At 72.6% G+C, this 25,645-nt stretch carries 24 protein-coding genes; 12 read left to right on the top strand and 12 right to left on the bottom strand.

Annotated elements, in window-relative coordinates:
- Positions 1-1,257: a YncE family protein gene (locus tag QSK39_RS33070; RefSeq protein ID WP_285481781.1), complete on the bottom strand. Its 1,257-nt coding sequence runs from the start codon at positions 1,255-1,257 to the stop codon at positions 1-3.
- A 274-nt stretch (positions 1,258-1,531) separates the two neighbouring features.
- Here QSK39_RS33070 and QSK39_RS33065 point away from each other — a divergent pair, with 274 nt between their 5' ends.
- Positions 1,532-2,656 (top strand): RsbRD N-terminal domain-containing protein, encoded by a 1,125-nt coding sequence (locus tag QSK39_RS33065; RefSeq protein ID WP_285481780.1) that lies wholly within the window; start codon positions 1,532-1,534, stop codon positions 2,654-2,656.
- 135 nt (positions 2,657-2,791) lie between these two features.
- Here the strand turns inward: QSK39_RS33065 and QSK39_RS33060 are convergent, their stop codons facing one another.
- Entirely contained in the window at positions 2,792-3,340 is a 549-nt protein-coding gene (locus QSK39_RS33060; protein ID WP_285481779.1) for a TetR/AcrR family transcriptional regulator, read from the bottom strand.
- Between the two features lie 102 nt (positions 3,341-3,442).
- On the opposite strand from QSK39_RS33060, the gene QSK39_RS33055 reads away from it, so the two are divergent.
- A complete protein-coding gene (locus QSK39_RS33055) occupies positions 3,443-4,327 on the top strand; it encodes an NmrA family NAD(P)-binding protein (RefSeq protein WP_285481778.1) in 885 nt (294 codons plus the stop codon).
- 60 nt (positions 4,328-4,387) lie between these two features.
- The gene (locus QSK39_RS33050; RefSeq protein WP_285481777.1) at positions 4,388-4,624 is read left to right on the top strand and encodes an HIT family protein; all 237 of its coding nucleotides are present in this window, start codon (positions 4,388-4,390) and stop codon (positions 4,622-4,624) included.
- Here the strand turns inward: QSK39_RS33050 and QSK39_RS33045 are convergent.
- The 3 genes from QSK39_RS33045 to QSK39_RS33035 all read right to left on the bottom strand — a co-directional run bounded on the left by QSK39_RS33045 (position 4,606) and on the right by QSK39_RS33035 (position 10,141).
- Positions 4,606-5,814 (bottom strand): FAD-dependent monooxygenase, encoded by a 1,209-nt coding sequence (locus QSK39_RS33045; RefSeq protein WP_285481776.1) that lies wholly within the window; start codon positions 5,812-5,814, stop codon positions 4,606-4,608. The genes QSK39_RS33050 and QSK39_RS33045 overlap by 19 nt on opposite strands.
- A gap of 31 nt (positions 5,815-5,845) precedes the next feature.
- A complete protein-coding gene (locus QSK39_RS33040) occupies positions 5,846-8,842 on the bottom strand; it encodes an ATP-binding protein (protein WP_285481775.1) in 2,997 nt (998 codons plus the stop codon).
- Positions 8,843-9,010: 168 nt separating this feature from the next.
- Positions 9,011-10,141, bottom strand: coding sequence for an epoxide hydrolase family protein (locus QSK39_RS33035; RefSeq protein ID WP_285481774.1), 1,131 nt, complete (start codon positions 10,139-10,141; stop codon positions 9,011-9,013).
- A gap of 53 nt (positions 10,142-10,194) precedes the next feature.
- On the opposite strand from QSK39_RS33035, the gene QSK39_RS33030 reads away from it, so the two are divergent.
- On the top strand, positions 10,195-11,160 hold the full coding sequence (locus QSK39_RS33030; protein ID WP_285481773.1) for a helix-turn-helix transcriptional regulator: 966 nt from the start codon (positions 10,195-10,197) through the stop codon (positions 11,158-11,160).
- Here QSK39_RS33030 and QSK39_RS33025 read toward each other — a convergent pair.
- Complete coding sequence (locus QSK39_RS33025; RefSeq protein ID WP_285481772.1) at positions 11,129-11,626, bottom strand: SRPBCC family protein; 498 nt, start codon at positions 11,624-11,626, stop codon at positions 11,129-11,131. The genes QSK39_RS33030 and QSK39_RS33025 overlap by 32 nt on opposite strands.
- A gap of 1 nt (position 11,627) precedes the next feature.
- Positions 11,628-11,963: an ArsR/SmtB family transcription factor gene (locus tag QSK39_RS33020; protein ID WP_285481771.1), complete on the bottom strand. Its 336-nt coding sequence runs from the start codon at positions 11,961-11,963 to the stop codon at positions 11,628-11,630.
- A gap of 90 nt (positions 11,964-12,053) precedes the next feature.
- Here QSK39_RS33020 and QSK39_RS33015 point away from each other — a divergent pair, with 90 nt between their 5' ends.
- The 6 genes from QSK39_RS33015 (at position 12,054) to QSK39_RS32990 (ending at position 18,195) form a co-directional block, all read left to right on the top strand.
- Positions 12,054-13,253 (top strand): ROK family transcriptional regulator, encoded by a 1,200-nt coding sequence (locus QSK39_RS33015; protein WP_285481770.1) that lies wholly within the window; start codon positions 12,054-12,056, stop codon positions 13,251-13,253.
- A 101-nt stretch (positions 13,254-13,354) separates the two neighbouring features.
- On the top strand, positions 13,355-14,374 hold the full coding sequence (locus tag QSK39_RS33010; RefSeq protein ID WP_285481769.1) for an ABC transporter substrate-binding protein: 1,020 nt from the start codon (positions 13,355-13,357) through the stop codon (positions 14,372-14,374).
- Entirely contained in the window at positions 14,371-15,153 is a 783-nt protein-coding gene (locus QSK39_RS33005) for an ABC transporter ATP-binding protein (RefSeq protein WP_285481768.1), read from the top strand. The genes QSK39_RS33010 and QSK39_RS33005 overlap by 4 nt, the downstream gene beginning before the upstream one ends.
- Positions 15,150-15,992 (top strand): ABC transporter permease, encoded by an 843-nt coding sequence (locus QSK39_RS33000; RefSeq protein WP_285481767.1) that lies wholly within the window; start codon positions 15,150-15,152, stop codon positions 15,990-15,992. Before QSK39_RS33005 ends, QSK39_RS33000 begins: the two co-directional genes overlap by 4 nt.
- The gene (locus QSK39_RS32995) at positions 15,989-17,302 is read left to right on the top strand and encodes an LLM class flavin-dependent oxidoreductase (protein WP_285481766.1); all 1,314 of its coding nucleotides are present in this window, start codon (positions 15,989-15,991) and stop codon (positions 17,300-17,302) included. Before QSK39_RS33000 ends, QSK39_RS32995 begins: the two co-directional genes overlap by 4 nt.
- Positions 17,299-18,195 (top strand): TauD/TfdA dioxygenase family protein, encoded by an 897-nt coding sequence (locus QSK39_RS32990; RefSeq protein ID WP_285481765.1) that lies wholly within the window; start codon positions 17,299-17,301, stop codon positions 18,193-18,195. The genes QSK39_RS32995 and QSK39_RS32990 overlap by 4 nt, the downstream gene beginning before the upstream one ends.
- Before the next feature lie 25 nt (positions 18,196-18,220).
- Here QSK39_RS32990 and QSK39_RS32985 read toward each other — a convergent pair whose 3' ends face one another.
- Entirely contained in the window at positions 18,221-19,408 is a 1,188-nt protein-coding gene (locus QSK39_RS32985; RefSeq protein ID WP_285481764.1) for an amidohydrolase, read from the bottom strand.
- Between the two features lie 150 nt (positions 19,409-19,558).
- On the opposite strand from QSK39_RS32985, the gene QSK39_RS32980 reads away from it, so the two are divergent.
- Positions 19,559-20,644, top strand: a complete 1,086-nt coding sequence (locus tag QSK39_RS32980; RefSeq protein WP_285481763.1) for a carboxylate-amine ligase — start codon at positions 19,559-19,561, stop codon at positions 20,642-20,644.
- On the opposite strand, the gene QSK39_RS32975 is transcribed toward QSK39_RS32980, so the two are convergent.
- Genes QSK39_RS32975 through QSK39_RS32965 form a run of 3 tightly spaced genes read right to left on the bottom strand, consistent with a single transcriptional unit; the run spans position 20,641 to position 24,305 of the window.
- Positions 20,641-22,527 (bottom strand): CheR family methyltransferase, encoded by a 1,887-nt coding sequence (locus QSK39_RS32975; protein ID WP_285481762.1) that lies wholly within the window; start codon positions 22,525-22,527, stop codon positions 20,641-20,643. The genes QSK39_RS32980 and QSK39_RS32975 overlap by 4 nt on opposite strands.
- 10 nt (positions 22,528-22,537) lie before the next feature.
- Complete coding sequence (locus QSK39_RS32970; protein ID WP_353051097.1) at positions 22,538-23,281, bottom strand: ATP-binding protein; 744 nt, start codon at positions 23,279-23,281, stop codon at positions 22,538-22,540.
- A 10-nt stretch (positions 23,282-23,291) separates the two neighbouring features.
- Positions 23,292-24,305, bottom strand: coding sequence for a chemotaxis protein CheB (locus tag QSK39_RS32965; RefSeq protein ID WP_285481760.1), 1,014 nt, complete (start codon positions 24,303-24,305; stop codon positions 23,292-23,294).
- Positions 24,306-24,693: 388 nt separating this feature from the next.
- Between QSK39_RS32965 and QSK39_RS32960 the strand changes: the two genes are divergently transcribed.
- Positions 24,694-25,050, top strand: a complete 357-nt coding sequence (locus tag QSK39_RS32960) for a hypothetical protein (RefSeq protein WP_285481759.1) — start codon at positions 24,694-24,696, stop codon at positions 25,048-25,050.
- 114 nt (positions 25,051-25,164) lie between these two features.
- Here QSK39_RS32960 and QSK39_RS32955 read toward each other — a convergent pair whose 3' ends face one another.
- Positions 25,165-25,542 carry a VOC family protein gene (locus QSK39_RS32955; protein ID WP_285481758.1) on the bottom strand — a complete coding sequence of 126 codons (378 nt, stop codon included), beginning with the start codon at positions 25,540-25,542 and terminating at the stop codon, positions 25,165-25,167.
- Positions 25,543-25,645: the final 103 nt, after the last annotated feature.

Raw genomic sequence — 25,645 nt, 5'->3', positions numbered from 1 at the left:
TCAGCTCGCGGGGCCGGTCCAGCCCTCGGGCACGTGGCCGAGGCGCACCCGCTGCGGATGGTCGCCGACCGGCACCGAGACGAGCTTCCGGCCCGTCGCGAAGTCGATCGCGGTGACCTGGTCCGCACCGGCCTCGGAGATCACGCACGCGCTGCCGTCGCCGCTCACCGTCGCCCAGTACGGCTTCACGGCGGGCACGAGGGTGCCCTGCTGGAGGGTCGCGCGGTCGACGACCGTGGCGTAGTCGTCCATCGTGCCGGCGATGCAGAGCTTGGTGCCCGCCGGGTTCATCGACATGCCGTGGTGGCGCGAGTCGTTGACGAACGTGGTGCGGTCGTCGCTCGTCGCCGGGTTCTTCGGCAGCTCCTTGAGCCGGGTGATCCGGTCGCTCGCGACGTCGTACTCCAGGAAGCCGTTGAAGAACGACACCTGGAAGTACAGGGTGGACTCGTCCGGGGTGAACGCGACGGGCCGCACGGCGTCCGAGAGGTCCCGGCGCCCGAAGGCGTCGAGCCGCTGCCGCATGTCGATCACCTTGACCTGGCGGAAGGTCGACGCGTCGACGACCGTGATGTGCCGGTCCCCCTTGGTGAAGTCCCAGCCGGGATCGTCGAGGTCCGTGTTGACCTCGCCGATCGACATGTTCCACAGAGTCCGGCCGCCGTCGGTGAACACGTTCTCGTGCGGCTTGTCCCCCGTGGCGAACGAGCCGACCTGCTGCCCGGTACCGATGTCCAGCACGTGCACGGTGTTCGACGTCGAGGCGGACACGGCCACTCGACGGCCGTCCGGCGAGACCGCCATGTGGTCGGCGCGGAACCCCGAAACCGGGAAGCGCCAAGTGATCCGGCCGGTGGCGAGGCTGATCGACACGACGTCGGCGAAGCTCGGCCGCGACGCTACGACCGACGTCCCGTCCGGCGTGGTGTACATGTCGTCGACGAACTGGTCGTGCCCTTCGCCGGGGCCGTTGCGGATGCCGAGGAAGAACGCCAGCTTGATCGGGTTCAGGTAGATCTCCCGCAGCCGCTCGTCCTTGTCCGGGATGATGTTCACGCGCCCGATCTTCGCGAAGGAGCCGCGGGACTGGATGACGTCGGCCGTCCCTTCCCAGTTGTTGCCGACGAACATCACCTCCCGCAGGGCCACGGGCGCGGCGGCCGCCGGCACCGCCGCACCGGTCGTCACCAGGACTACGGCGGAAGCCAGGCACGAAAGGTACGACCGCCGTCGGCGGGTGCTCGGGGAAGTGCGCACGGAAGACACCTTTCGACGCTGAAGAGGTGCGGCGGTGGCCTTTGCGCGGACCAGGGGTTACTGTGCCGTTTGTTGCTGATCCGACCACAGTCACGGCCGGATGGCTTTCGTGGCAATGTCACGTACCGCTCGAGGGCCGGCCTACTTTTGGTCGGATCAGCAACTGTCCGGTATGCCACGATAACCGGCCCCGGGAGCCCCTCCGGTAGGGCCGGTCACCCAACGTCGCGGGTGGCGGGTTGTAGCTGTGCCACAACGGGTCCGGGAGGTGCCGGTGACGCCGCTGCTCCGGCGGATCCTCGACGAGCTGGCCGCGGACGAGACCGTGCTGGACGAGCTGGTCGAGGTGGCGCGCCGCCAGTCGCCCGAGGTCGCGCGGCTCCCGGCGGCCGAGAACCGGCGGCACATCCAGGTCCTGCTCTCGGCCGCGCTGCGGGCCACGGCGAGCCCCGACGGACCCGGCCGCGAGGACTACACCACCGCGGAGGCGCTGGGTGCCGACCGCGCCGCCCAGGGTGTCCCGCTCACCGACCTCCTGCGCGGGGTCCAGGCGGGCCGCACGCACGCGGCGCGCGTCGCCGTCGAACGGGCCCGGGCCGCCGGGGTGCCCGACGCCGTCATCCTCGAGACCGTCCTCGACGCCGACCGCTACACCGGCGCGCTGGAGCACCACATCGTCAAGGGATACCACGCCGCCGAGCTCCAGCTTTCCCGCACGGTGCGCGACGCGCGGACCCAGCTGCTGCGGACGCTGCTGCTCGCCGGGCACCCGCCTGCGCCCGAGGAGCTCCGGCGGGCGGGACTGCATCCCGACGTCCGGTACTTCTGCGTGGTGTCCGACGTCAGCGACCCGGCGCGGGCCCGCGCGCTGGAGCAGGCGCTGCTCGAGTTCGGCGGGGTCTACGGCCTGGTCGAGGGCAGGCTCACCGGCTTGGCGGCGCGGTCCCCCGCGGGGGTCTCGCCGGCCGGCGATGTGCTGCTGGTCGTGGCGCCCGCGACGGCTTTGCCCGCGCTGCCGGAGGTGTACCGCCTCTGCACGGCGGCGGCGCGCCTCGCCGGAAGCGGCTACCACGACCTGACTGCGCTGGCGGGCGAGATCGCCCTGACGGCGCAGCCGGTGCTCGGCGACCTGCTCACCACGGCCCTGCTCGGCTCGCTCGACCCGGCGAACCCGTTCCACCGCGAGCTGGCGGGGACGGCGCTGGCGTACCTCGACCACGGCCAGCGGCTGCGCTCGACGGCCGAAGCACTGCACCTGCACCCGAACACGGTCCGCTACCGGCTCGACCGGCTGGCCGAGCTGACCCCGTTGGCCCTGGCGGAAAACAGCGGCGGCCGAGTCCTCGACACCGTGCGCTCGTGGTGGGCGCTGCACCACTGGCTCGCCACGCCGTGCTGATCCCCGGCGACGGCGGCTTCCCGGTTCACCGCGCCGGACTGATCCCCCGCACCGCCAACGCCAGCAACCGCTGCGCCTCCCCCGCCGGGTCGCGGTGGCGCTCGATCGCCCACGACCCCGCATCCCGCCCCACTTTCACGCCGACACCGGACTGATCCCCCGCACCGCCAACGCCAGCAGCCGCTGCGCCTCCCCCGCCGGGTCGCGGTGGTGCTCGGTTGCGAGCACGATCCCCGTCACCACCGCGATCAGGTCTTCGGCCGTGATGTCCGGGCCGACCGCGCCCGCCTCCGCCGCCCGCCGCACCAGCGGGACGCCCGCCTCCGTCATCGTCGCCGAGCACGCGTGGGCCGGGGACTGCTCGTCGCGGACCAGCGCCGTGGCCAGGCCGCGGGCCGTCGCCGCGTAGGTCGTCAGCGCGCTCAGCCAGTCGAGCAGGGCCGCGCGCGCGTCCGGGGCCTCCGCCAGCTCGCGGGCGCGCCCGGCCAGCGCGTCGACCTGCTGCCGGAACACCGCTTCCAGCAGCTCGCGCCGGGTCGGGAAGTGGCGGCGCACCGTCGCCGAGCCGACGCCGGCGGTGCGGGCGATCTGCTCCAGGGACGCGTCGGCGCCGTGCGCCGCGACCTCCTCCTCGGCGACGGCGAGGATGCGCGCGTAGTTGCGGCGGGCGTCGGACCGCGGCACGGACCACCTCCGGAACAGGAAGTGGCGGGGGCCGCCACTTAGTCGCTAGTGTAGCGACCACGAAGTGGCGGACCCCGCCACTTATCGGCCCGAGGAGTCCCCATGTCCCCCGTCCTGGTCACCGGCGCCACCGGCAAGCAAGGCGGCGCCACCGCCCGAGCCCTCCTGAAGGCCGGCGTGCCCGTCCGCGCGCTGGTCCGAAATCCCGGGCGAGCCGAAGCCCTCCGCGAGCTGGGCGCCGAAGTCGTCGTCGGCGACCTCTACGACCCCGCCTCGCTCGCCCCCGCGATGAAGGACGTGCGCGGCGTGTTTTCCGTCCAGATGCCCGACATGGCGAACCTGGAAGGCGACTCCGAGTGGGTCCAGGGCCGCAACCTGGTCGACGCGGCCGCGGCGGCCGGCGTGCCGCAGTTCGTGCACACGTCGGTCTCCGGCGCCGGCCGACACCGGTCCGTGCCCGGCTGGGCGGAGGGCCGCTGGGCGTCGATGGAGCACTACCTGGAGACCAAGACGGCGATCCAGGACCGCGTCCGCGGAGCCGGGTTCACGCACTGGACGCTGCTCAAGCCGGGCTTCTTCATGGAGAACTTCCTGCCACCGTCGTTCCTGCTCCCCCACGGCCGCCTCGTGACGACGATCAAGCCCGCCACCGAACTGGCCCTGATCGCGGTGGCCGACATCGGCGCGGCGGCCGCGGCGGCTTTCGCGGACCCGGAGCGTTTCCACGGGGTCGAGCTGGAGCTGGCGAGCGAGCGGATGACGATGACCCGGGTCGCCGAGACGTTGTCGCACGCGCTCGGCACCGAGCTGACGGCACCGGACATGACGGCCGAGGAAGCGATGGCCGCCGGAGCACCCGCGTTCGCCGTCCGGCACGAGTGGCAGAACGAAGTGGGCCACCCCGCACGCCCGGAGTTCGCCCGGGCGCTCGGCATTCCGCTGACGTCGTTCGCCGAGTGGACGGCAAAGCACCTGACACCGGCGTGATCGTCCCGCTACGGTCGGTGCCATGCGCCCGCACCTCCCCGCGACCACCCCCGGCGGCGAATGCGTCTTCTGCGCCATCCCGCCGGCCACGCCCCGGCGGCGTTCGTCCACGAGGACGACGACATGGTCGCAATCGTCGACCTGCGCCCGGTGACGACCGGCCACCTGCTGGTGCTCCCCCGCCACCCCGCCGACGGCTTCGTCCTGGACGCGGACTGGCGGGTGCGCGAGCGCGAAGAGCTGGCCGAGGTGGCGGCAAAGGTCCGCGCGGCGATCGTTCACGCGACCAGCGCGTAGTCCTTCAGCACCAAAGCGTTCGCCGCTTCGCGGATCGGGCGGGCCATCTGCTCCAGGACGCGGTTGCGGCCCGGGAGGTACGGCATCAGCTTGATCATCCGGGTGTTGAACCACGCGAACGCCCGCGACGACGGGATGATCCCGCGCAGCGCCGTCTTCGCCAGTGCCTGGTTCTTCTCGATGTACGGGCGCATTTCGCTCTCGTAGCGGGAAAGCGCCACCGCCTGATCGTCCGAAGTGGCCAGTTCCCCCGCCAGGACGTACGCGCCCACCAAGGCCAGGCTCGTGCCCTGGCCCGATGCCGGCGACGCGCAGTAACCCGCGTCCCCGAGCAGCGTCACCCGGCCCGTCGACAGGTGGTCCATGACGATCTGGCACACCGGGTCGAAGTAGAAGTCGTCGGCCGCCCGCATCGCCGAAAGGAGCTCCGGGATCTCCCAGCCCAGTCCGGCGAACTGGTCCGCGACCAGGTCCTTCTGGCCGTCGACGTCCCGGCGGTCGTACGTCAGCGGCGGCGCGCTGAACCAGAACGCCGCCTTCGCGTCGTCCGCGCGGGCCGTGCTGTAGACGTTCACCATCTTGCCCGCGGCCGCCGAGTGCAGCAGCTCCCAGCGGTCGAGTTCGAACGTGTTCGGCACCGTCGAGATCGAGATGTACGCGTCGAACCGGCGCAGGAAGTCCTCCTCCGGGCCGAACGCCAGCGCGCGGACGCCGGAGTGCAGGCCGTCGGCGCCGACCACCAGGTCGAACCGGCGCGGCGCTCCGCAGGCGAACGTCACGTACACGCCGTCCGGGCGCTCGTCCAGGCCGGTGATCCAGTCGCCGAAGACGTACTCGGTGTCGTCGCGGGTCGCGTCGTAGAGGATCTTCGCGAGGTCGCCGCGCAGGATCTCGGTGTCGTCGCCGTGGCGGAAGCCGAACGTGTCGGCGTCGAGCGTCGCGAGCTCCTTGCCGCGCTTGCTCACGAACGCCGCGCCGCGCATGTCGGTGCTCGCCGCATGCACCTCCTCCAGCAGGCCCATCCGGCGGACGACGGCGACGGCGACCCCGCGGATGTCGACCTTGTAGCCGCCTTCGCGCAGGCTCGGGGCGCGCTCGACGACAGTGGTCTCGAAGCCGTGGCGGTGCAGCCAGAAGGCGAGGGCGGGGCCGGCGATGCCGGCGCCGGAGATCAGGATGCTCTTCGTCATGCCCCGAACTCTGGGCGCGGCCGCTGACCGCTCACGAACCGAGCGCGAACCGCCGCTGACCGAACTCGCTCAACGCCTGCTCAGGGGGCATTTCGCGACCGCGCTCGAACGCTTGCGCGTAAGCCTCGGCGCCGATCCGGGCCCGCACGCGGCCGGTCACCGAAGCGACGTCCGCGTCCCCGGTGACCGGCGCCCCGCGCAGCCCGACGGCGACGCCGAGCAGGAACGCGGCCCGCTCGTCTTCGGCCCGGGCGGCGAGGACGCCCGCCAGGCCTTCGACCGCCTGGGCCGCGCCCGGCAGGTTCGCGTGTTCGAGGGCCGTGGCCAGCGCCTCCTGGTGCAGGCCGGTCGCCTCGTCGAGGTGCCCTTCGGCGGCGGCCGTCCAGCCGAAGCCGGTGTGCAGCCGGATCCGCGTCTCGCCGCCGGTGACCGGGTCGACGGCGAGGCCCACGGCCGCGGTGTACCAGCGCCGGGCCGCCGCCAGGTCGCCCGCGCGCCGCGCGATCTCGCCCAGCCCGCCGCGGGCCCGCGCGAGCGTCAGGGGCGTGCCGGTTGCGCGGGCCTTCTCGGCCGCGGTTTCGTAGTCGGCGCGGGCGGTCTCGGCGTCCCCGGCCCGCAGCACGCCGTCGGCGCGGCGGCAGAGCAGCTCCGCGGCGTCCTCGACGGCGCCGAGCTCGCCGGCCAGCCGCACGGACTCGTCCATCAGCTCCCGGAACCGCGCGTGGTCGCCGCGCCAGTCCGCGAACTCCGCGAGCTTCTCCAGCGCGCTGGCTTCGCCCCAGCGGTCGCCGAGCGCGCGGAATCCGTCCAGCGACGCCGAAAAGTGCGTCTCGGCTTCCGCGATCCGGCCGCGGTACTGCGCGCCGAGGCCGTCGCCGATCCCCGTGAACGCCCGCGACCACGCGTCGTCGCCGACCAGTGCGGCCAGCCGCTCGCCGTCGCGCACCTTGGTGTGCGGGGAGAACGCCCACAGCAGGAAGAGGTACGGGTGGCGCAGCGGCCCCTCCAGCCCCTGCACGATCGGCTCGATCTCGACGCCGGTGCCCGACGCGTGGATCAGGCAGAGGACGTACTCCTCGGCCAGTCCCGGCGGCGGCTCGGCCCCGAAAGCGGCGACAACGGCGTCCGCGAACGGTGTCGCCTCACTGCGCAGGCCGCGTAGCCACCAGTACCAGGTCAGGGCCGCGATGAGCCGCACCGCGGTTTCCGGTTCTTCGGAAGCGCTCCAGCGCAGTGCCGCGTGCAGCTCGGCGTGTTCGGCGGTCAGCTCCGCCAGCGCGGCCAGCTGGTCCGCGCCCCGCAGCTTCGGCTCGGCCGCGCGGGCGAGGCCGAGGAAGTACTTCGCGTGCTCGGACCGGCGGTCGTCGCCGTGCTCGGCGCAGAACGCGCGGATCGTCTCCAGCATCCGGTACCGGCCGCCGTCGAACTCGACGAAGGACTTCTCGACCAGGCCGGTGAGCACGCCGTCGGCGTCGGGTTCGGCGCAGACCTTTTCGGCCGCGCCGAGCCGCGCGCCGCCGGCGAACACCGCGAACCGGCCCGCGAGCCGCTGTTCGTCCGGTGCGAGGAGGTCCCAGCTCCACTCGACGACGCCGCGCAGCGTCCGGTGCCGCGGCTCGGCGGTCCGGTCGCCGCGCGACAGCAGCCGGAAGCGGTCGCCGAGCCGGGCCGCGACGTCGTCGGCCGACAGCGACCGCAAGCGGGCGGCGGCGAGCTCGATCGCCAGCGGGAGGCCGTCGAGGGCCGCGCAGATCCGGGCCACCGCGCCCGGGTCGGGCACGCTGCCCGGCGCCACCGCCGCGGCCCGCTCGGTGAACAGCTCCGCCGCGGCACCCGCGGGCAGGGCGCCTACCGGCACCAGTTTCTCGCCGGTCAGGCCCAGGGGCTCGCGGCTGGTGGCGAGCACGCACAGGCCCGGGCACTCGGCGAGCAGCCGCCGGACCAGCCGCGCGGTGCCGGCGACGACGTGTTCGCAGTTGTCGAGCACCAGCAGCAGCGGCCGGTCGGCGAGCGCGGCGGCCAGGCGCCCGGCCGGCTCCTCCGCCGCACCCGGCGCGAGCACACCTTGCTCGCGCAGCCCCAGCGCGGCGAGGACCGCGCGTGCCACATCGGTCGTCGTCGCCAGTTCGACGAAGCACGCTTCGCCGGCCGCGGCTTCGATGGCGAGCCGCGTCTTGCCGGCGCCGCCCGGCCCGGTGAGCGTGACGAGCCGGGCGTCCTCCAGGGCTTTCCCGAGGTCGCCGAGCTCGGTCCGGCCGACGAACCCGGTCAGCGGCACCGGAACCCGCCGGGCGGGCGCGGGGGCGGCGGCCCGCAGGACGGCGGCGTGCGCGTCCGCCAGCTCCGGCGACGGGTCCGCGCCCAGCTCGTCGGCGAGCCGTTCGCGGATCTCGGCGAAGGCGGTCAGGGCCTCGGCGGACCGGCCGCCGCCGTGCAGCGCACGCACGAGCTGGGCGGCGAGCCGTTCGCGCAGCGGGTGTTCGCCGGTGAGTTCGCGGAGCTCGGCGACGAGCTGTTCGTGGTGACCGAGCACGAGATCGGCTTCGACGCGGTCCTCGATCGCGGCCAGGCGCAGCTCGGCCAGCCGGGCCGCGCGCGGCGGATCGGCGAGGCCGTCAAGCGCGGGTCCTCGCCACAGCGCCAGCGCTTCGGCGAACAGCGCCCGTTTCGCGGCCGGGTCGGGGTTCGCCCGTGCCTCGGCGGTGAGCCGTTCGAAACGGTGGACGTCGACGTCTTGGGGATCGACGGCCAGCCGGTACCCGGCGGGCGTGAACTCGACGAGACCGTCCGGCGCACCACCGTCGCGCAGGCGCCGCCGCAGCCGCGAGACCTGCGACTGGAGGGCTTCGGCGGCGCCGTCGGGCGGGCGGTCGCCGTGCAGGCCGTCGATCAGCCGGTCCGCGCCGATCACGCGGCCGGCGTCGAGGGCGAGCAGGGCCAGCAGCCCCCGGAGCTGGGGACCGCCGAGCGGCACCGGGGTCCCGTCGGGACGGCGGGCTTCGACCGGCCCGAGGATCGCGAACTGCACGCCGCCGATTCTGGCCCACGGTGGCGGTCCGGCGACGCGATTTCCGCGAGCCGGCCGCCGCGGGCTCCGCATCCGCCGGGCCGCCGGGCATGGGCAGCGCGAGCCAACGGCACACGTTCACCGATCAGAGCGAGCCGAAGCCGAGCCCGCTCCCCTGCCCGACGGCCGTCACGCCCGCAGCTTCCGGAAGAACGCGCGGATGTCGGCCACGAGCAGCTTCGGCTCCTCCATCGCCGCGAAGTGGCCGCCCTCGGCGAACTCCGACCAGTGCTCGATCTTCTCCTCCGGGTCCATGATCCGCCGCACCACCGGTGAGGAGTTGAACACCGCCCAGCCCGCCGGCACCGACGACGGCGCCAGCCAGCCGTGGCCGGAGTGCGCCGCCTCGTAGAGGAACCGGGCCGCCGTCGCGCCGCTGCGCGTGAACCAGTACAGGCTGACCGTCGTCAGGAGCCGGTCGCGGGCGATGCCGCCACCCGGGTTGGTCCACGCCTCGAACTTCTCGGCGAGCCAGGCCAGCTGCCCGACCGGCGAGTCGGTGAGCGCGGCCGCGATCGTCTCCGGCTTGTGCGACTGCAGGTCGAGGTACCCGCGGCCGGCCTGCCAGGCCTCGCGGGCCGCGTCCAGTTCGGACTGTTCGGCGTCGGTCAGGTTCTCCGGCAACGGAAGCTGCTCGCCCGCCAGTGCGATCGTGCCGCGGTCGCTGTTGACGTGCGTACCCAGCACGCGGTCCGGGTACAGCGCGGCGAGCCGTCCGGTGACGCCCGCGCCGATGTCGCCGCCTTGCGCGGCGAAGCGGTCGTAGCCGAGGCGCGTCATCAGCTCGGCGAACGCGCCCGTCGTCCGGGCCAGCTCCCAGCCGGGGCCGCTCAGCGGCGTCGAGAACCCGAAGCCGGGCAGCGACGGCACGACGACGTGGAACGCGTCCGGGCCGGGCTCGGTCAGCGGCCCGATGACGTCGAGGAATTCGGCGAAGGTGCTCGGGTAGCCGTGGATGAGCAGCAGCGGGACCGCGTCCGGGTCGGCCGAGCGGACGTGCAGGTAGTGGATCCGCTGGCCGTCGATCTCGCTCGTGAACTGCGGGAACGCGTTGAGCGCCGCCTCCTGGGCCCGCCAGTCGAAGCCGTCGCGCCAGTACTCCGCCAGCTCGCGCACGACGGCGGTGGGGATGCCGCGGGACCAGTCCGGCTCGTCGCCGGGCACGGGGTCGGCGAACCGGGCCTCGGTCAGGCGGCGGTGCAGGTCGTCGAGGTCGGTCTGCGGGATTTCGATCCGGAAGGAGTTCGTCATGAGCAGCACGCTAGGAACGATTGCGGAAGACTTCCTTCCGCAATCCGTGCGATCCTCGGAAAATGTTGCAGACCTCCGCCCGTCTCCTAAGGCTGCTGTCGCTGCTCGAGACGCGCCGCGACTGGACCGGCGCCGACCTGGCCGACCGGCTGGGCGTCACCGCGCGCACCGTCCGCAGCGACGTCGGGAAGCTGCGCGACCTCGGCTACCCGGTCGAGGCCTCCCCCGGCGTCCAGGGCGGCTACCGGCTCGGCGCGGGCGCGCAGCTGCCCCCGTTGCTGCTCGACGACGACGAAGCGGTGGCCGTCGCGGTGGGGCTGCGGACGGCCACCGGCGTCGCCGGGATCGGCGAGACCTCCGTGCGCGCACTCGCGAAGCTGGAGCAGGTACTGCCTTCACGGCTGCGCCACCGGGTGCAGGCCCTGCAGGCCGCCACGGTCTCGGTGCCGGGCCCCGGCCCCGTCGTGGACGCCGACGTGCTGACCGCGATCGCGTCGGCGATCCGGGCCGGCGAGCGGCTGCGGTTCGACTACACCAGCCACGACCGCGCGGCGAGCCGCCGTGACGTCGAGCCGCACCGGCTGGTCGGCCTGAACCGGCGCTGGTACCTCGTCGCGTGGGACACCGGGCGGGCCGACTGGCGCACCTTCCGCGTCGACCGGATGACGCCGAAGGTGCCGAACGGGCCGCGCTTCACCCCGCGCGAGCCGCCGAAAGGCGACGTCGCGCAGTTCGTCCAGCGCAACATCGGCGCGGCGACCTGGCGCTACCACGCGAAAGTGCGCCTCCACGCGCCGGCCGGGTACGTGCGCGCCCGGCTGCCGGTCGCGGTCGAGGTGACGCCCGAAGGGCCGGACCGCTGCGTCGCCGAGGTCGGCTCGGACAACGCGGCCATGCTCGCGCTGTACCTCGGGCTCCTCGAAGTGGACTTCGAAGTGCTCGACGCCCCGGAGCTGGCCGCCGAGCTGGCCAAGACGGGCGACCGCTTCCTGCGCGCTAGCGCAGGGAGTTCGCGAGCTCCTCGATGAGGTTCATCTGCTCCTGCATCCCGACTTCCATGCCGGACTCGAGGATCATGTCCCGCACCGCCTTGCTCGTCGTCTGCGTCAGCAGGTGCACGACCGCCCGGTCGCCTTCGAGGGCGGTGAACGTGACGGTGTCGACCGGCACGTCGGCGTCCGGCAGCGGGTCCGCACCTTCGAACACCTCGGTGAAGACGAGCTTCTCGTCCGGCACGATTTCACGGTACTCGCCGTGGAACGCGACCTCGAAGCCCGCGTTCGCTTTGATCACGTATCGCCAGCGACCTCCGGGCCGCAGGTCCATCTCGACTTCGGTGGTCGTCCCACGGTGCCCGGCCCACCATCGCTTCACCAGCTCGGGCGTGGTCCACGCACGGTAGACCAGGTGCTTCGGCGCGTTGAACTCGCGCGTGATCAGGATCTGTTCGTCCGTGGGCAGGGTGATCTTCGCGCTGCTCGCCGTCTCCACCATGTCACTGCTCCTGTTCCTTGAGTTCCTCGAGCACATCGTCCAGCAGCTCGAAGCGTTCCGACCACGTCTGTTCGTAGCGCTTGACCCAGTCGTGGATGGGCTTGAGCGCGGCGCCGTTGAGCCGGTAGACGCGCTGGCGGCCTTCGTCGCGCACGTCCACCGCGCCCACCTCCCGCAGGACGCGCAGGTGCTTCGACACCTGCGGCTGGGCGAGGCCGAGCACGTCGACGAGGTCGCCGACGGACCGTTCGCCGGCCATCAGGGCGTCGAGGATCTGCCGCCGCCGGGGTTCGGCGACGGCGTTGAAGGTGTCGGCCGTTGTCGCTGCTCGTGCCACGGGACCATCATATGCCCATATGGGTATGCGTCAAGAGCCCGCATCCTGGGCACGCTGGGCTCCCGCTCCCGCGTCTGCCACCATCAGGCCATGACGGCGGCGGCCGATGGTCCACAGAGGACGGACGCGCGCGGCGCCCGGCGGAGTGCCAGCGCGAGCGCCGTCCTGCGGGCGATCCTCGACGACGGCCCGATCGCGCGCAGCACCGTCGCGCGGCGGACCGGGCTCTCCGCCGCCGCCGTGACCGGGCACACCGCCGAGCTCGTGCAGCGGGGGCTGCTGCGCGAACTCCCCGAAGCCGAGCCACGCCGGAGCGTCGGCCGGCCGCACGTGCCCGTCGACCTCGACACCGGGCGCCACGTCGCCGGCGCGCTGCACCTGGCCGTGCACCACGCCACCGTCGCGCTGCTCGACCTGCGCGGGAACGTCCTGGTGCAGCACGAAGAACCGCACGACGGCCTGGCCGCCGAAGACCTGCTCGCGCGCGCCGCGGAGATCCTCGACGACCTGCTGCTCGGGCACGCCCCGGACCGGGAGCCGCTCGGGCTCGGCGTCGCCACCGGGGGCTGGGTCGACCGCGAATCCGGCACCGTCGTCGAACACCCGCTGCTGGGCTGGAAGAACGTGCCGATGCGCGACCTGCTCGCCGAGAGCACCGGGCTGGCCGTCGAGGTCGACGGCCACGCGCGCGCCCTCGTGCACGCCGAACGCCTCTTCGGTCACCCCAAAGCACGCGAGAGCGTCGTGCAGCTGTTCGCCGGCAACGTCGTCGACGCCGCGTTCGCCACCGGCGCCACCGTGCACCACGGGCCGCGCTCGGCCGCGGGCGCCGTCGCGCACCTGCCGGTGGACGACAGCGCCGAGCCGTGCCGCTGCGGGCGCACCGGCTGCCTCGAAGCCACCGTTTCGGAAGCGACGCTCGCGCGCAAGGCGGGCCTACCTTTTCCGGACCTGCTCGCGCTCGCGGCGGCCGGGGAAACCGCGGCGGTGCGGATGTTCCACGACCGCGCCCGGCTGATCGGGCAGGCCGCGGCCTTGCTGCTCGACGTCCTGAACCCGGCCGTGCTCGTCGTGGTGGACCGGAGTGTAGCCCAGGTGCCCGGCTGCCTTCCCGCCATCCGGGACGAGGTCCGCGAACGCTCGCGCGGATGCGCCGATCCGGTGGAAACCGTTGTGCCGACGAGCTTTCCGGGTACCGAGCTGGCGACCGCCGGCGGCGCGGTGCTGCTCGAGGTCCTCTACGACGACCCGCTCGGACCATTGTTGGCCGGCTTGTCGCACGCCTCGTGAATCAGCGGAGTTATTTCACGAACTCGCAAAATTGACCGCCCGTCCGGCCGCCCCGAACAATCGAGGCATCCCCGCCGACTCCCGGAACGGACGAAACCACCGTGAAGAAAACCTTGCCCCTCTTGGCCGCCGCCGCGGTGCTGCTCGCCGGGTGCGCGTCGGCCACGGCGACCGGAACCCCCGGGCAGCCGGAAAAACTGGAACTGCGCTACCAGGGCAGCGCGAACTCCGTGACCCTGCCCGAGCTCGCCGAAGACCTGGGCTACTTCGGCCCGGTCAAGCTGAAGTGGGTCGGCAACACGATCAGCGGCCCGCAGGACATCCAGTCCGCCGCCACCGACCAGACCGACTTCGGCGGCGCCTTCACCGGCGCGGTCGTCAAGCTCGCCGAAGCCGGCGCGCCGATCAAGGCCGTCGTCAACTACTACGGTTCCGACGACAAGGCGTTCATCGGCTACTACGCCAAAGAGGACAGTCCGATCCGGACCGCCCGCGACCTGATCGGCAAGAAGGTCGGCGTCAACACGGCCGGCGCCAACCTGGAGGCCGCGCTCGACACCTGGCTGAAGAAGCAGGGGCTCTCCGACGACGAGATCAAGCAGGTCCAGCTCGTCGTCATCCCGCCGGTGAACGCCGAGCAGGCCCTGCGCAACGGCCAGCTCGACGTCGTCGCGCTGCAGGGCATCCTGCAGGACCACGCCGTCGCGGCCGGCGGCATCCGGTCGCTGTTCAGCGACGTGCAGGCCTTCGGCCCCTACAACGGCGGCCCGTACGTGCTGCGCACCGACTTCATCAAGAAGTACCCGGAGACCACGAAGATCTTCGTTTCCGCCGTGGCCAGGGCGATCGAGTGGGAACGCACCACTCCGCGCGAGGAGGTGATCGCCCGCTTCACCAAGATCATCCAGGCCCGCGGCCGCAACGAGAACACCGGCACGCTCAAGTACTGGAAGAGCGTCGGCATCACCCGCGGCGGGCTCATCGCCGACCAGGACTACACGCTCTGGGAACCGTGGCTCAAGCAGCAGGGCTACATCAAGGGCGACCGGATCGACACCTCGAAGCTCTACACCAACGAGTTCAACCCCTACCGCGCCGGCGCGCCGGCGGTGACCAAGTGACCGCCAAGATCGGCATCCGGTCCGTCACCAAGACGTTCGGCGCGCTCACCGCCCTCGACGACGTCTCCCTCGACGTCGCCGACGGCACGTTCCTCTCGCTGGTCGGGCCGAGCGGCTCCGGCAAGTCGACGCTGCTCGACCTGCTCGGCGGGCTCACCACCCCGACGTCCGGTGAGGTGCTCATCGACGGTGAGCCGGTGCGCGGCCCCGGGCTCGACCGCGGGGTCGTCTTCCAGCAGTACGCGCTGTTCCCGTGGCGCACCGCCCGCGCCAACGTCGAGTTCGGCCTCGAAGGCGGCGCGCTCGGCAAGCGGCAGCGGGCCGAGCGGGCGCGCGAATACCTCGACCTGGTCGGGCTTTCCGGGTTCGAGGACCGGTATCCGCACGAGCTGTCCGGCGGGATGAAGCAGCGGGTCGCGATCGCCCGCAGCCTCGCCTACGACCCAGCTGTGCTGCTGATGGACGAGCCCTTCGCCGCCCTCGACGCGCAGACCCGCGAGCAGCTGCAGGACGAGCTGCTGCGGATCTGGCGCCGCACCGGCAAGACGATCGTGTTCATCACCCACGGCATCGACGAGGCCGTCTACCTCGGGCAGCGCGTGGCCGTGCTGACGTCGCGGCCCGGGCGGCTCAAGGCCGTCGTGGACATCGACCTCGGCGACCGCACCGGGGACGTCCGCTCCGACCCGGCGTTCGGGCGGCAGCGCCACCGGCTCTGGGAGCTGCTGCACGACGAGGTCCGCAAGGCGGCCGAACACGAACGGAGCGTCCTCGGATGACCACGACCCTGGACGCGCCCACCGTCCACATCGGACCCACGAGCCCGCCGGTGAAGCCCCGGCGGTGGCGGACGAGGCTCACCCGGGCGGTCCACGCGTCCGCCGCGGTCGTGCTGTTCGTGCTGCTCTGGGAGTTCATCCCCCGGTTCGTCCTCGACGAGAGCACGCGGACGTTCCTGCCGCCGCTGTCCGAAGACCTGCAGGCCCTCTGGGAGCTCGTGCTCGACGGCCAGCTCGCCGACCACCTGCTGGCCAGCGTCGGGCGCTCGGCCGCCGGGTTCGCCGTCGCCGTGGCCGTCGCGGTGCCGCTCGGGCTGCTGATCGGCTGGTACCGGCCGGTCGCGCGGTTCCTGCAGCCGCTGCTGGAGCTGGCCCGCAACACCGCCGCGCTGGCCCTGCTGCCGGTGTTCACGCTGCTGCTGGGCATCGGCGAGCTGTCGAAGGTCACCCTGGTCGTCTACGCGTGCGTCTGGCCGGTGCTGCTCAACACGATCGCCGGGGTCAACACGGTGGACCCGCTGCTGGTCAAGGCGGCCCGGTCGCTGGGCCTGTCCAGCCCGCGGCTGTTCCGGAAGGTGATCCTGCCCTCGGCGGTGCCGACGGTGTTCACCGGCATCCGGATGGCGGCGTCCTACTCGATCCTGGTGCTGGTGGCCGCCGAGATGGTCGGTGCGAAGGCCGGGCTCGGCTACCTGATCAACACCAGCCAGGTGAACTTCCAGATCCAGCAGATGTACGCCGGGATCATCGCGGTCTCGGTGCTCGGAGTGCTCGTCAACCAGGGTTTCGTCGTCCTCGAGCGGCGGTTTTCCACCTGGCGTCCCAAGGAGAAGCCATGATGCACCTCAACGCGTTCGTGATGCCGAACGGCCACCACGAAGCCGCGTGGCGGCACCCGTCGACCGACCCGCACCGGGCGCGGACGCTGCAGCACTACGCCGACATCGCCCGGACCGCCGAGCGCGGCAAGCTCGACTCGCTGTTCCTCGCCGACGGCGTCGCCCTGTGGGGCAACGTGAAGCACAACTCCCACAGCCACTTCGAGCCGTTGACGCTGCTCTCGGCGCTCGCCGCCTCGACGGTCCACATCGGACTCATCGCCACGGCGTCGACGACCTACAACGAGCCCTACCACCTGGCCCGCAAGTTCGCCTCGCTCGACCACCTCTCCGGCGGCCGCGCGGGCTGGAACATCGTCACCTCGGCGGGCATCGACGAGGCCCGCAACTTCAACCTGGCCAAGCGGCCGTCGCACGCCTCCCGCTACGAGCGCGCGGACGAGTTCGTCGAGGTCGTCAAGAAGCTGTGGGACAGCTGGGACGACGACGCCGCGCTCGTCGACCGCGAGACCGGCGTCTACGCCGACACCGAGCGCATCCGGCCGATCGCGCACGACGGCGAGCACTTCCAGGTCCGCGGGCCGCTCAACATCGAACGCCCGCCCCAGGGCCACCCGCTGCTCGTGCAGGCGGGCTCGTCCGAAACCGGCAAGGAGTACGCGGCCCGGCACGCCGAAGCCGTCTTCACCGCCCAGCAGACCTTCGCCGAAGGCAAAGCGTTCTACGACGACGTCAAGGGGCGCCTCGCCAAGTACGGCCGGACACCCGACGAGATCAAGATCCTCCCCGGCATCTCGCCGATCCTGGGCCGTACCGAAGCCGAGGCCCGCGAGCGCGAGGCCGAGCTGAACGCGCTCATCACGCCGGACTACGGGCTGCGGCAGCTGTCGAAGATGCTCGACCACGACGTCACCGGCTACCCGCTGGACGGCCCGCTGCCCGACGTCGGCAGCTTCACCGAAGGCGGTCAGAGCCGGTTCGAGCTGGTCGTCGGCCTGGCCCGGCGCGAGGACCTGACCATCCGGCAGCTGCTCGAACGCCTGGCGGGCGGCCGCGGGCACCGCGTCTTCGCCGGGACGCCCGTCCAGGTCGCCGACGAGCTGGAGGCCTGGTTCACCGGCGGCGCCGCGGACGGCTTCAACGTCATGCCGCCCACCCTGCCCGGCGGGCTCGACGACTTCGTCGACCTCGTCGTCCCGGAACTGCAGCGGCGCGGCCTGTTCCGCACCGAGTACTCCGGCACCACCCTGCGCGAGCACTACGGCCTCGCGCGTCCCGTCGACCGCACCCGAGTGAAGGAGCCCGCATGACCGCGATCAGCACCGACGTCCGCAAGATCACCGGCAGGATCGGCGCCGAGATCATCGGCCTCGACCCGGCCGGCGACCTCGACGCGTCCCAGGTGGCCTTCCTGGCCGACGCCCTGCACGAGCACAAGGCCCTCGTCTTCCGGAACACCGAGCTCGACGACGAGGGCCAGCAGCGGTTCGCCGCGCGCTTCGGCGAGCTGACCAAGGCGCACCCGACGGTGCCCGCCGTCGACGGCGCGCCGGCGATCCTGCCGGTCGACAGCGAGCTGGGCCGGGCCAACCACTGGCACACCGACGTCACGTTCGTGCTCAACCCGCCGAAGGCCAGCACGCTGCGCAGCCTCGTGGTGCCGCCCTACGGCGGGGAGACGCTGATCGCGAACGCCGCCGCGGCCTACCGGGACCTGCCCGAACCGCTGCGGGCGTTCGCCGACACGCTGCGGGCGGTGCACACCAACGACTACGACTACGTCCGGCCGCCGGAGACGGTGGACGACCAGGAGCAGGCACGGCGGGCCCAGTTCGTCTCGCGCAAGTACCGGACCCTGCACCCGGTGGTGCGCGTGCACCCGGTGACCGGCGAGCGCGGCCTGTTCCTCGGCGGGTTCGCGCAGCGGATCGAAGGCCTGTCGGTGAGCGAGTCGCGGGACCTGCTGCGGCTGCTGCAGTCGTACGTGACGCGGCCGGAGAACATCGTGCGCGTGGCGTGGGAGCCGAACCAGCTCGTGCTGTTCGACAACCGGATCACCCAGCACTACGCGATCGACAACTACGACGGCCTCCCGCGGCGCCTGAACCGGGTGACGGTGGCCGGCGACGTCCCGGCCGGCATCGACGGACGGCCGAGCGAGTCGCTGGAGGGCGACGCGTCGCACTACACCCCGGTGGCGTGAGCCGGGAGCGGAACGGACGCCGGGTTCAGTGCCCGTTCCGCTCCTGCGAGCGGAAGTAGTCCCAGGCCCGGCTGACCAGCGCGGGGTGCGTCCGCAGGTCGATCGCCGTGCGGGCCAGGGCCGCCGCCGAGGCCAGCATCACCGACCGGCCGCGCGGGCTCGCCGACGCGGCCGCGAACTCTTCGGTGTGCACCGCGTACTCCGCCGCCGTGATCGCCACGAACGGGTGGATCGCCGGGACGCGGGCGCTGACGTCGCCGATGTCGGACGAACCGGGGTAGACGCCCGGCTCCGGCGGCGTCGCGTGGATCCCGCACGCCGCGAGGTGTTCGGTGAACCGTTCGGAAAGCACCGGGTTGTCGCGGAAATGCGCGAACCCGCGCCCGAGCCGTTCGACGTCGACCTTCGCGCCGGTCGCGAGCGCCGCACCCTGCGCGCACGCCCCGACGTCCTCGGCGAGGCGGTCGAGGGCCTCGGTCGTCAGCGCGCGGAGCCCGAAGCGGCCTTCGGCGCGGTCGGGGACGATGTTCGTCGCCTCGCCGCCGTGGGTGATGATCCCTTGGACGTGGGAGCTCGCGGGCAGCCGCTGCCGCAGCACCGAGACCGCGCCGAACGCCTGGAGCAGCGCGGACAGGGCGTCGACACCCTGTTCGGGATCACCGGTGGGGTGGGCGGCGCGGCCGTGGAAGGTCACCTTCAGCTCGACCTGCGCGGTCAGCGGGGCCCAGGACCACGAGTGGACGCCCGGGTGGATCGTGAGCGCCGCGTCGACGTCGTCGAAGACGCCCGCCTCGGCCAGTGCCACCTTGCCGCCGCCGCGTTCCTCGGCCGGGCACCCGACGGCGAGCAGCGATCCCGGGCTGCCGGCCAGCACCTCGCGCGCCGCCAGCGCGGCACCGAGGCCGGCCGCGGCGATCAGGTTGTGGCCGCACGCGTGGCCCAGCCCGGGCAGCGCGTCGTACTCCAGCAGGAGCGCGACGCACGGCCGTCCGGTGCCCGCCCGCGCGACGAACGCCGTGGACAGTCCGGCAACCCCGGTTTCCACTTCGAAGCCGTCCGCGGCCAGTTCGCCGGTCAGCCGCTCGGCGGCCGCGTGTTCCTCATAGGACAGTTCCGGCCGTTCGTGCAGCGCGGTCGCGACCGCCCACAGCCGGTCGTCGAGCTGCCCGATCCGCTCGTCGGCCCGCTCGTGCAGCTCTTCGTGCCATTCCATGCTCACTGGAATACCCCCACCACGCACGGTCACACCACCGTGAGTCTTTCACACGAGTCCGGGCCGCGACCCGCTCGCCGCCGGGAGACGCCGTTTGCGCACCCCTGTCCTCCGGGTATCCGGGAGCTCCCCCACCCCAGGAGCGCACCGGTGAACCCAGACGTGCTGACGTTCGGCATCGAAGAAGAGTTCTTCGTCGTCGACCGACGTGGCCAGCTCTCGCAGGCCGGCGACGACGTCGTGGATGCCGCGGAAGCGGCCGGGGAGGGCCAGGGCGAGCTGCAGCACGAGCTGAACCGCTCGCAGGCCGAGACCGCCACCGGCGTCTGCCGCACGCACGAAGAAGCCCTGCGCCAGCTGAGCGGGCTGCGCCGGGACCTGAGCGAAGCCGCCCGTGCCCGCGGCTACCGGCTGCTGGCGGCCGGCGCGCCGCCGGTGTCCCAAGTGGACCCGCCGCGCATCACGCCGAACCCGCGCTACCAGCGGATGGCCGAACACTTCGGGGCCACCGCCTGGACTTCGCTCACCTGCGGCTGTCACGTCCACGTCGCGATCCCCGACAAGGAGAGCGGGATCCGGGTCCTCGGCAGCGTCCGGCCGTGGCTGCCCGCGCTGCTCACCGTCACCGCGAACTCGGCCATTTCGGACGGCTACGACACCGGCTACGCCAGCTGGCGCTACCACCAGTGGAGCCGCTGGCCCTCGGCCGGGCCGCCGCCGCGGTTCGCGTCGCTCGACGAGTACGAGAGCATCGTCGACGGCTGGCTGCGCTCGGGCGCGATCCTGGACCGCGGGATGATCTACTGGGACGTCCGGCTGTCGGAGAAGCAGCCGACGCTCGAGTTCCGCATCTCCGACGTCGCCGCCACCCCCGTGGAGGCCGTGCTGCTGGGGGTGCTGGCCCGGGGTCTCGTCGTGACGGCGCTGGCCGAGGGTGCTCCCCCGCCGAAGCTGTCGAACGAGGTTCTGCGCGGCCGGCTCTGGCGCGCTTCGAGGGAAGGCGTGACCGGCTGCTGCCCGAACCCCCGGACGGGCGACCTGGAGCCGGCGAAGACGGTGCTCGACGCCCTGGTCGAGCTCACCGCGCCCGCTCTCGAAGCGGCGGGAGACCTGGAGTTCGCGCGCGACGGCATCGCCCGGCTGGTGGCCGAGGGCGGCGGCGCCGACCGGCAGCGCCGGGCCTTCGCGGAGGGAAACCGGGCGGAGTCCGTCGTCGACCTCCTGACCGGCGGCTAGCACCCGCCGGGACTGCTCACGGTCTCCTCGGCCGCCGGCCCGATCTCCTCCATCATCAGCAACGCGCCCACGCTCTGGCCGTCCCGGCCTTGCAGGGCGCTGCACAGCAACCGCACTTCGACGGCGCGCCCCCGGCGGTTGACGGCGTCCAGGGTCTGCTCCGCCCGGGACCCGGCGTCGGCCAGCGCGTCGCGGACCACCGGGCGCAGCTCGGCGATCGGCAGGCCGATGTCCAGGTTGAGCAGGTGGGTTCCGGTCGCCTCTTCGCGGCGGACGCCCCAGAGGTTCTCCGCGCCGCGGTTCCAGGCCTTGATCCGCATCTCGGTGTCGATCACCACGATCCCGGCCTGGACCGCGGTCAGCACCGACTCCAGGAAGTCGTTCAGCTCGTCGAGCTCGAGGCCGCGGTCCCGGAGCGCGTCGTTGATCGTCTGCAGCTCGTCGTTGGTGGAGTGCAGCTCTTCGTTCATCGTTTCGAGCTCTTCGTTGGTGGACTGGAGCTCCTCGTTGGTCGTCTCCAGCTCCTCCACCGTGGACTGGAGCTCCTCGTTCGTCGTCTCCAGTTCCTCGTTGGTCGACTGCAGCTCTTCGTAAGCCGACTTGAGCCGCCCGTTCGTGTACTCGAGCTCGCCGAGCAGCGAGCGCGCCCAGCTCACGTCGTGGAACACCACCGACACGCCGAGCAGGCTCTTTTCCTTGCCCAGCAGCGGATTCACGTGCACCTCGTACCAGACGACGTCGCCGCCCCGGCGCCACTCGACGTCCTTGACCCGCAGCGCCCGGCGTTCGAGGCGGGCCTGCTCGACGTAGGGCCGCAGCGTGATCGGGCGGTAGGAGACGTCGAGGTCCCACAGCTTCCGCCCGACGTCCCGTTCGGACAGCCCGAACGAGGTCTCGGCCTGCCGGTTCACCAGCGCGACGACCTCCTCGCCGGTCACCACGATCTGGGCGACGGGACTCGTGGCGAACGCGTGTTCGCGCAGCTGGTCCAGGCCGGTGGCGTCGGCCGGGCGCCGCCCCGCGTAGCCGGCGGCACCGAAGTGCTGGTGGCCGGCCGCGGCCCCGGCGCTCTTGCGGAAGATCCGCTGCTTGAGGTCGAGCGGTTCGAAGAGGCGGGTGTGGCTGAGCAGCATCTCCGCCTTGCCCAGGAACATCATCCCCCGGGGCGCCAGCGCGAAGTGGAACCGCTCGAGGATCTTCGTCTGGGTGTCGGCGTTGAAGTACATCAGGGTGTTGCGGCACACCAGCAGGTCGATCCGGGAGATCGGGGCGTCCTGCACGAGGTCGTTGCGCCCGAAGATGACCGAGCGGCGGAGGTCCTTGCGGAAGACGTACCGGCTGCCCTGCTGCTCGAAGTACTCCGCGAGCTTGGCTTCGGGCAGGCCTTCGAGCTCGTCCGGGGTGTAGGCCGCGTGCCGGGCCTGGGCGAGGGCTTCTTCGTCGACGTCGGTGGCGTAGATCTTGACGCGCTGGCGGAAGGCGTCCGTGCCGAGCGCGTCGGCGAGCGCGATGGCGATGCTGTAGGCCTCCTGGCCGGCCGCGCACCCCGCGCTCCACACGCGGATCGCCTCCTCGGGGCTGCGTTCGGCCAGCACGGCGGGGATCACCTCCTCGCGCAGGTACGCCCAGGCTTCCGGGTCGCGGAAGAACCCGGTGACGTTGATCAGGATGGTGTTGAACAACGCGACGAACTCGTCGGCGTTCACCTGCAGCTGGTCCACGTAGTCCGCGTAGCTCTCGGCGCCGACCTGGCTCATGCGCCGCTGCACCCGCCGCATCAGGCTGGTCCGCTTGTACCCGGTGAAGTCGAAGCCGCGGGACTCCTTGAGGTAGCCGAGCACGGCTTCGAATTCGTCGTCGGCTTCCGGCCGGGGCTCCGTCACCGGGGACACGCTACCTGCCTCCCGCGCGCGGCCTCCCGCGCCGGACCAGCACCGCCCAGACGACCTTGCCGCCCGCCCAGGACCTGCTGCACCCCCACACCCGGGCGATCTGCGCGACCATCTGCAGCCCGAGGCCCCAGTCGGCGCTGTCGACCCGCTCGTGCAGCACGGCCGGGCGCGGATCGTCGTCGCCGACGGCGACGGTGAATACACCCCGCCGCAGCTCGAGCCGCAGGCGCGGGGCCGAGGCGGTGTGCCGGATCGTGTTCTCGACCAGCTCCGTCGCGACGAGCAGCGCGTCCTCGGTGTGTTCCGGCACCCCCCACTCGGCGCAGACGCGGGCGACGAACTGCCGCGCCAGTGCCGACGCTCCGGCCGACGGCACCAGCAGCTGCACCGCCCGGCGCCGGGGCGGGCGGTCGCGTTCCCGCTCGGCCTCGGCGATCCCGGCGTGGACCGGCACGAAGCGGTCGATCGTCTGCGACTTCAGCACCGCGGCGTGCTCCGGCCGGGACGAGACGAGCGCGAACGGGACACCCGGCCAGTCGCTGATCCGCATGGCGACCGTCGCGAAGACGCCGGCCAGCTTGTCCTCCTCGATGGTGAGCCCGCCGATGTCGGCGATCAGGCTGTCCGGGGCGTCCGTGGCGATCTTGAGCAGGCCGTCGCGCAGGTCGGAATAGGTCGTGAGGCTGAGGTTCCCGCTCACGTCCACCACCGTGACCCCGTCCCGGACGTCCGGGACCAGGCGCACGTCCGCACCCTCACCCCGCATGTCCACGACCGTTCTCGGTGTCCTGCGCGAGCAGGAACCGCCGGAGCGTCCCGGCAGCCGCCACGCACTCGCGCACGGTGGTTTCGTACCGCCCACCGGCCAGCCCGGACCGGCCGGCGCCGTTCTCCTGCATCCGCCGGGCCAGCGCGGCCTTCTCGTCGAGGGAGCGCAGCGCCGTCCACAGTGCCCGCTCGAACTCGAGGTCGTGGGCCCCCAGCAGGGCCTCGGCCGACCAGGCGTGCCCGATGCGGCACCGGTAGTACCCGTTCCGGGCGCCGATCTCGACGAGCACGCCGCCGCAGTCCGGGCAGCTGTGGCCCGACGGCGGGCTCAGGGTGTCCGGGTCGACCGCGTCGAGCCGGATCCCGTCCCGCGCGATCCGGTCCTCCAGGAGAAGAGCGGGCGAGGGCGGCGCCGGCCCGGCCGCCGGCACCGGCGTGCGGACCAGCTCGTCCAGCACCCCGCCCAGCACCCCGACCGGGTAGACGTGCTCGGTCGGCGTGCGCGCGAGCGCGCTCTCGGGCATGCCGGGGTAGAGCGCGTCCGCCGGGTCCTGCACCATCGCGAGGCCGCCTCGTTCGACGATCGAGCAGAGCCCGAGCGCGCCGTCGTCGAGGGCGCCGGAGAGCACGACCCCGATCGCCGCCGGTCCCGCCGCGACGGCGGCGGACCGGAAGGTGGCGTTGACCGCCGGGCGGTGCCCGCTCTCGGTCGGGCCGTGGCTGAGGAACTGCACCCCGTCTTCGATGAGCAGGTGCCGATCGGGCGGAGCGACGTGGATCGTGCCCGCGGCCAGCGGGCGGCCGTGCGCCGCCGCGACCGCCGGGAGCTTGCCGGCCCGGTCGAGGATCTGCGGCAGCGCGCTCGTCGCCCCGGGTGCCAGGTGCATGACCACGAGGATCGCCGCCGGGAAGTCGGCGGGCAGGACCCCGACCAGCTGGCGGAGGGCTTCCACCCCGCCCGCGGAGGCACCGAGCACCACCACGTCACGCCGGACGGGCACGGCGACCACCTCCTCACCTGGTCACGGTAGTCGCCTCACCCTCCCGGGTAACCTCCGGGCGCGCACCGAAATGCGGTCGTCACCCTTCGTGGAACCCGAGAGCGGACGCCTGATGCGCCCGGATCACGTCGTGCCCGGCGCGCCGCGACGAACCACCGACCGTGCCGGAACCGGTCTCGGGGGCTCGGCACCACCTCACCGGCGTGCCGATCGTCCTTTGTGGACGCGGAGTGGGCCGAATCCGACCGCGCGTGATTGAACATCACCCGGGCGGGGAACCCGGCCAGCACTTCGTGGCCGGGACAGAACAGGAGACACGGTGAGTGAGCGTCGATCCACCCGTCCGTGTACTGGCCCGCCGACCCGCCAGTCCGGGAACCTGGGACCGATGAATCCCGATGCTTCCCCCGTGCGCTGGCGCGCGTCGATCGGCCTCACGGTCGGCGGCGACGGGCCGGTGTCGAGCATCGTCGAGTCCGACCACGGGAGTGAAGGCTCGGCCCGGGAGTGGATCGAACGGAAGCTGCCGGGCACGAGGTTCCCGGCGTGGATCCCGGCGGCCCGGCGCGCGGACGGGGTGGAACTGTTCGGCCGGGTGGCCCGCGGGCGCGTGGTGACCGGACGGCTGCTGCCGACCTGGGAGTCCGAGGGGACACCGGTGTGGCACGCGGACCGGGCCGGGGATCGGGTGCAGTGGCGCCGCTGTGCGGACGAGAACCGTGTGGTCGAGAACGAAGAGCACTGACGGCTGACCGGTCGGGTGCGTGACAGGCAAGGGTCGTTCACGCACGCCGGCAGCCAACCCGAGCCTCGGGATCACCGTGTCCGGCACGCTGAAAGCGCCGGTCACCGCCTCGCGTCAGGCACCGACGTCCTTGCGCAGCAAGCAGAACTCGTTCCCTTCCGGGTCCTGCAGCACCTCCCAGGACTCACTGCCGTCCTGACCGACGTCGGCCGGACGCGCGCCCAGCGCCAGCAACCGCGCCAGCTCCGTCTCCTGGTCGCTGCCCGCCGGGCTCACGTCCAGGTGCAGCGGCAGCTTGCCGCGACGGGGGTTTTCCGTCCTGGCCAGCACCAGCGTCGGCGGCCCCTCGCCGAACCGGCCGCCGGGCGGGCCCAGCTCGAGACCGTCCGGCTCGTGGCCGATCACCTCGTAGCCGAGGGCCGCGCACCAGAACTCCGCGAGCCGGTCGGGGTCCCGGCAGTCCAGCACGAGCTCGGTGATCCGGCAGGCCATCCGCTCAGCTCCGTTCGATTTCCGGCAGCGCCACGACGTTCGGGATCCACCACCCTACAAGCGGCATACCCCGGCCGCGACGGGGTACTCCCGGCCCGTCCCG

The sequence above is a fragment of the Amycolatopsis sp. NBRC 101858 genome (assembly GCF_030269325.1).
GTDB lineage: Bacteria > Actinomycetota > Actinomycetes > Mycobacteriales > Pseudonocardiaceae > Amycolatopsis > Amycolatopsis ponsaeliensis.
The sequence above is the reverse complement of the archived record's forward strand: the minus strand, read 5'-3'. Positions and strand labels throughout refer to the sequence as shown.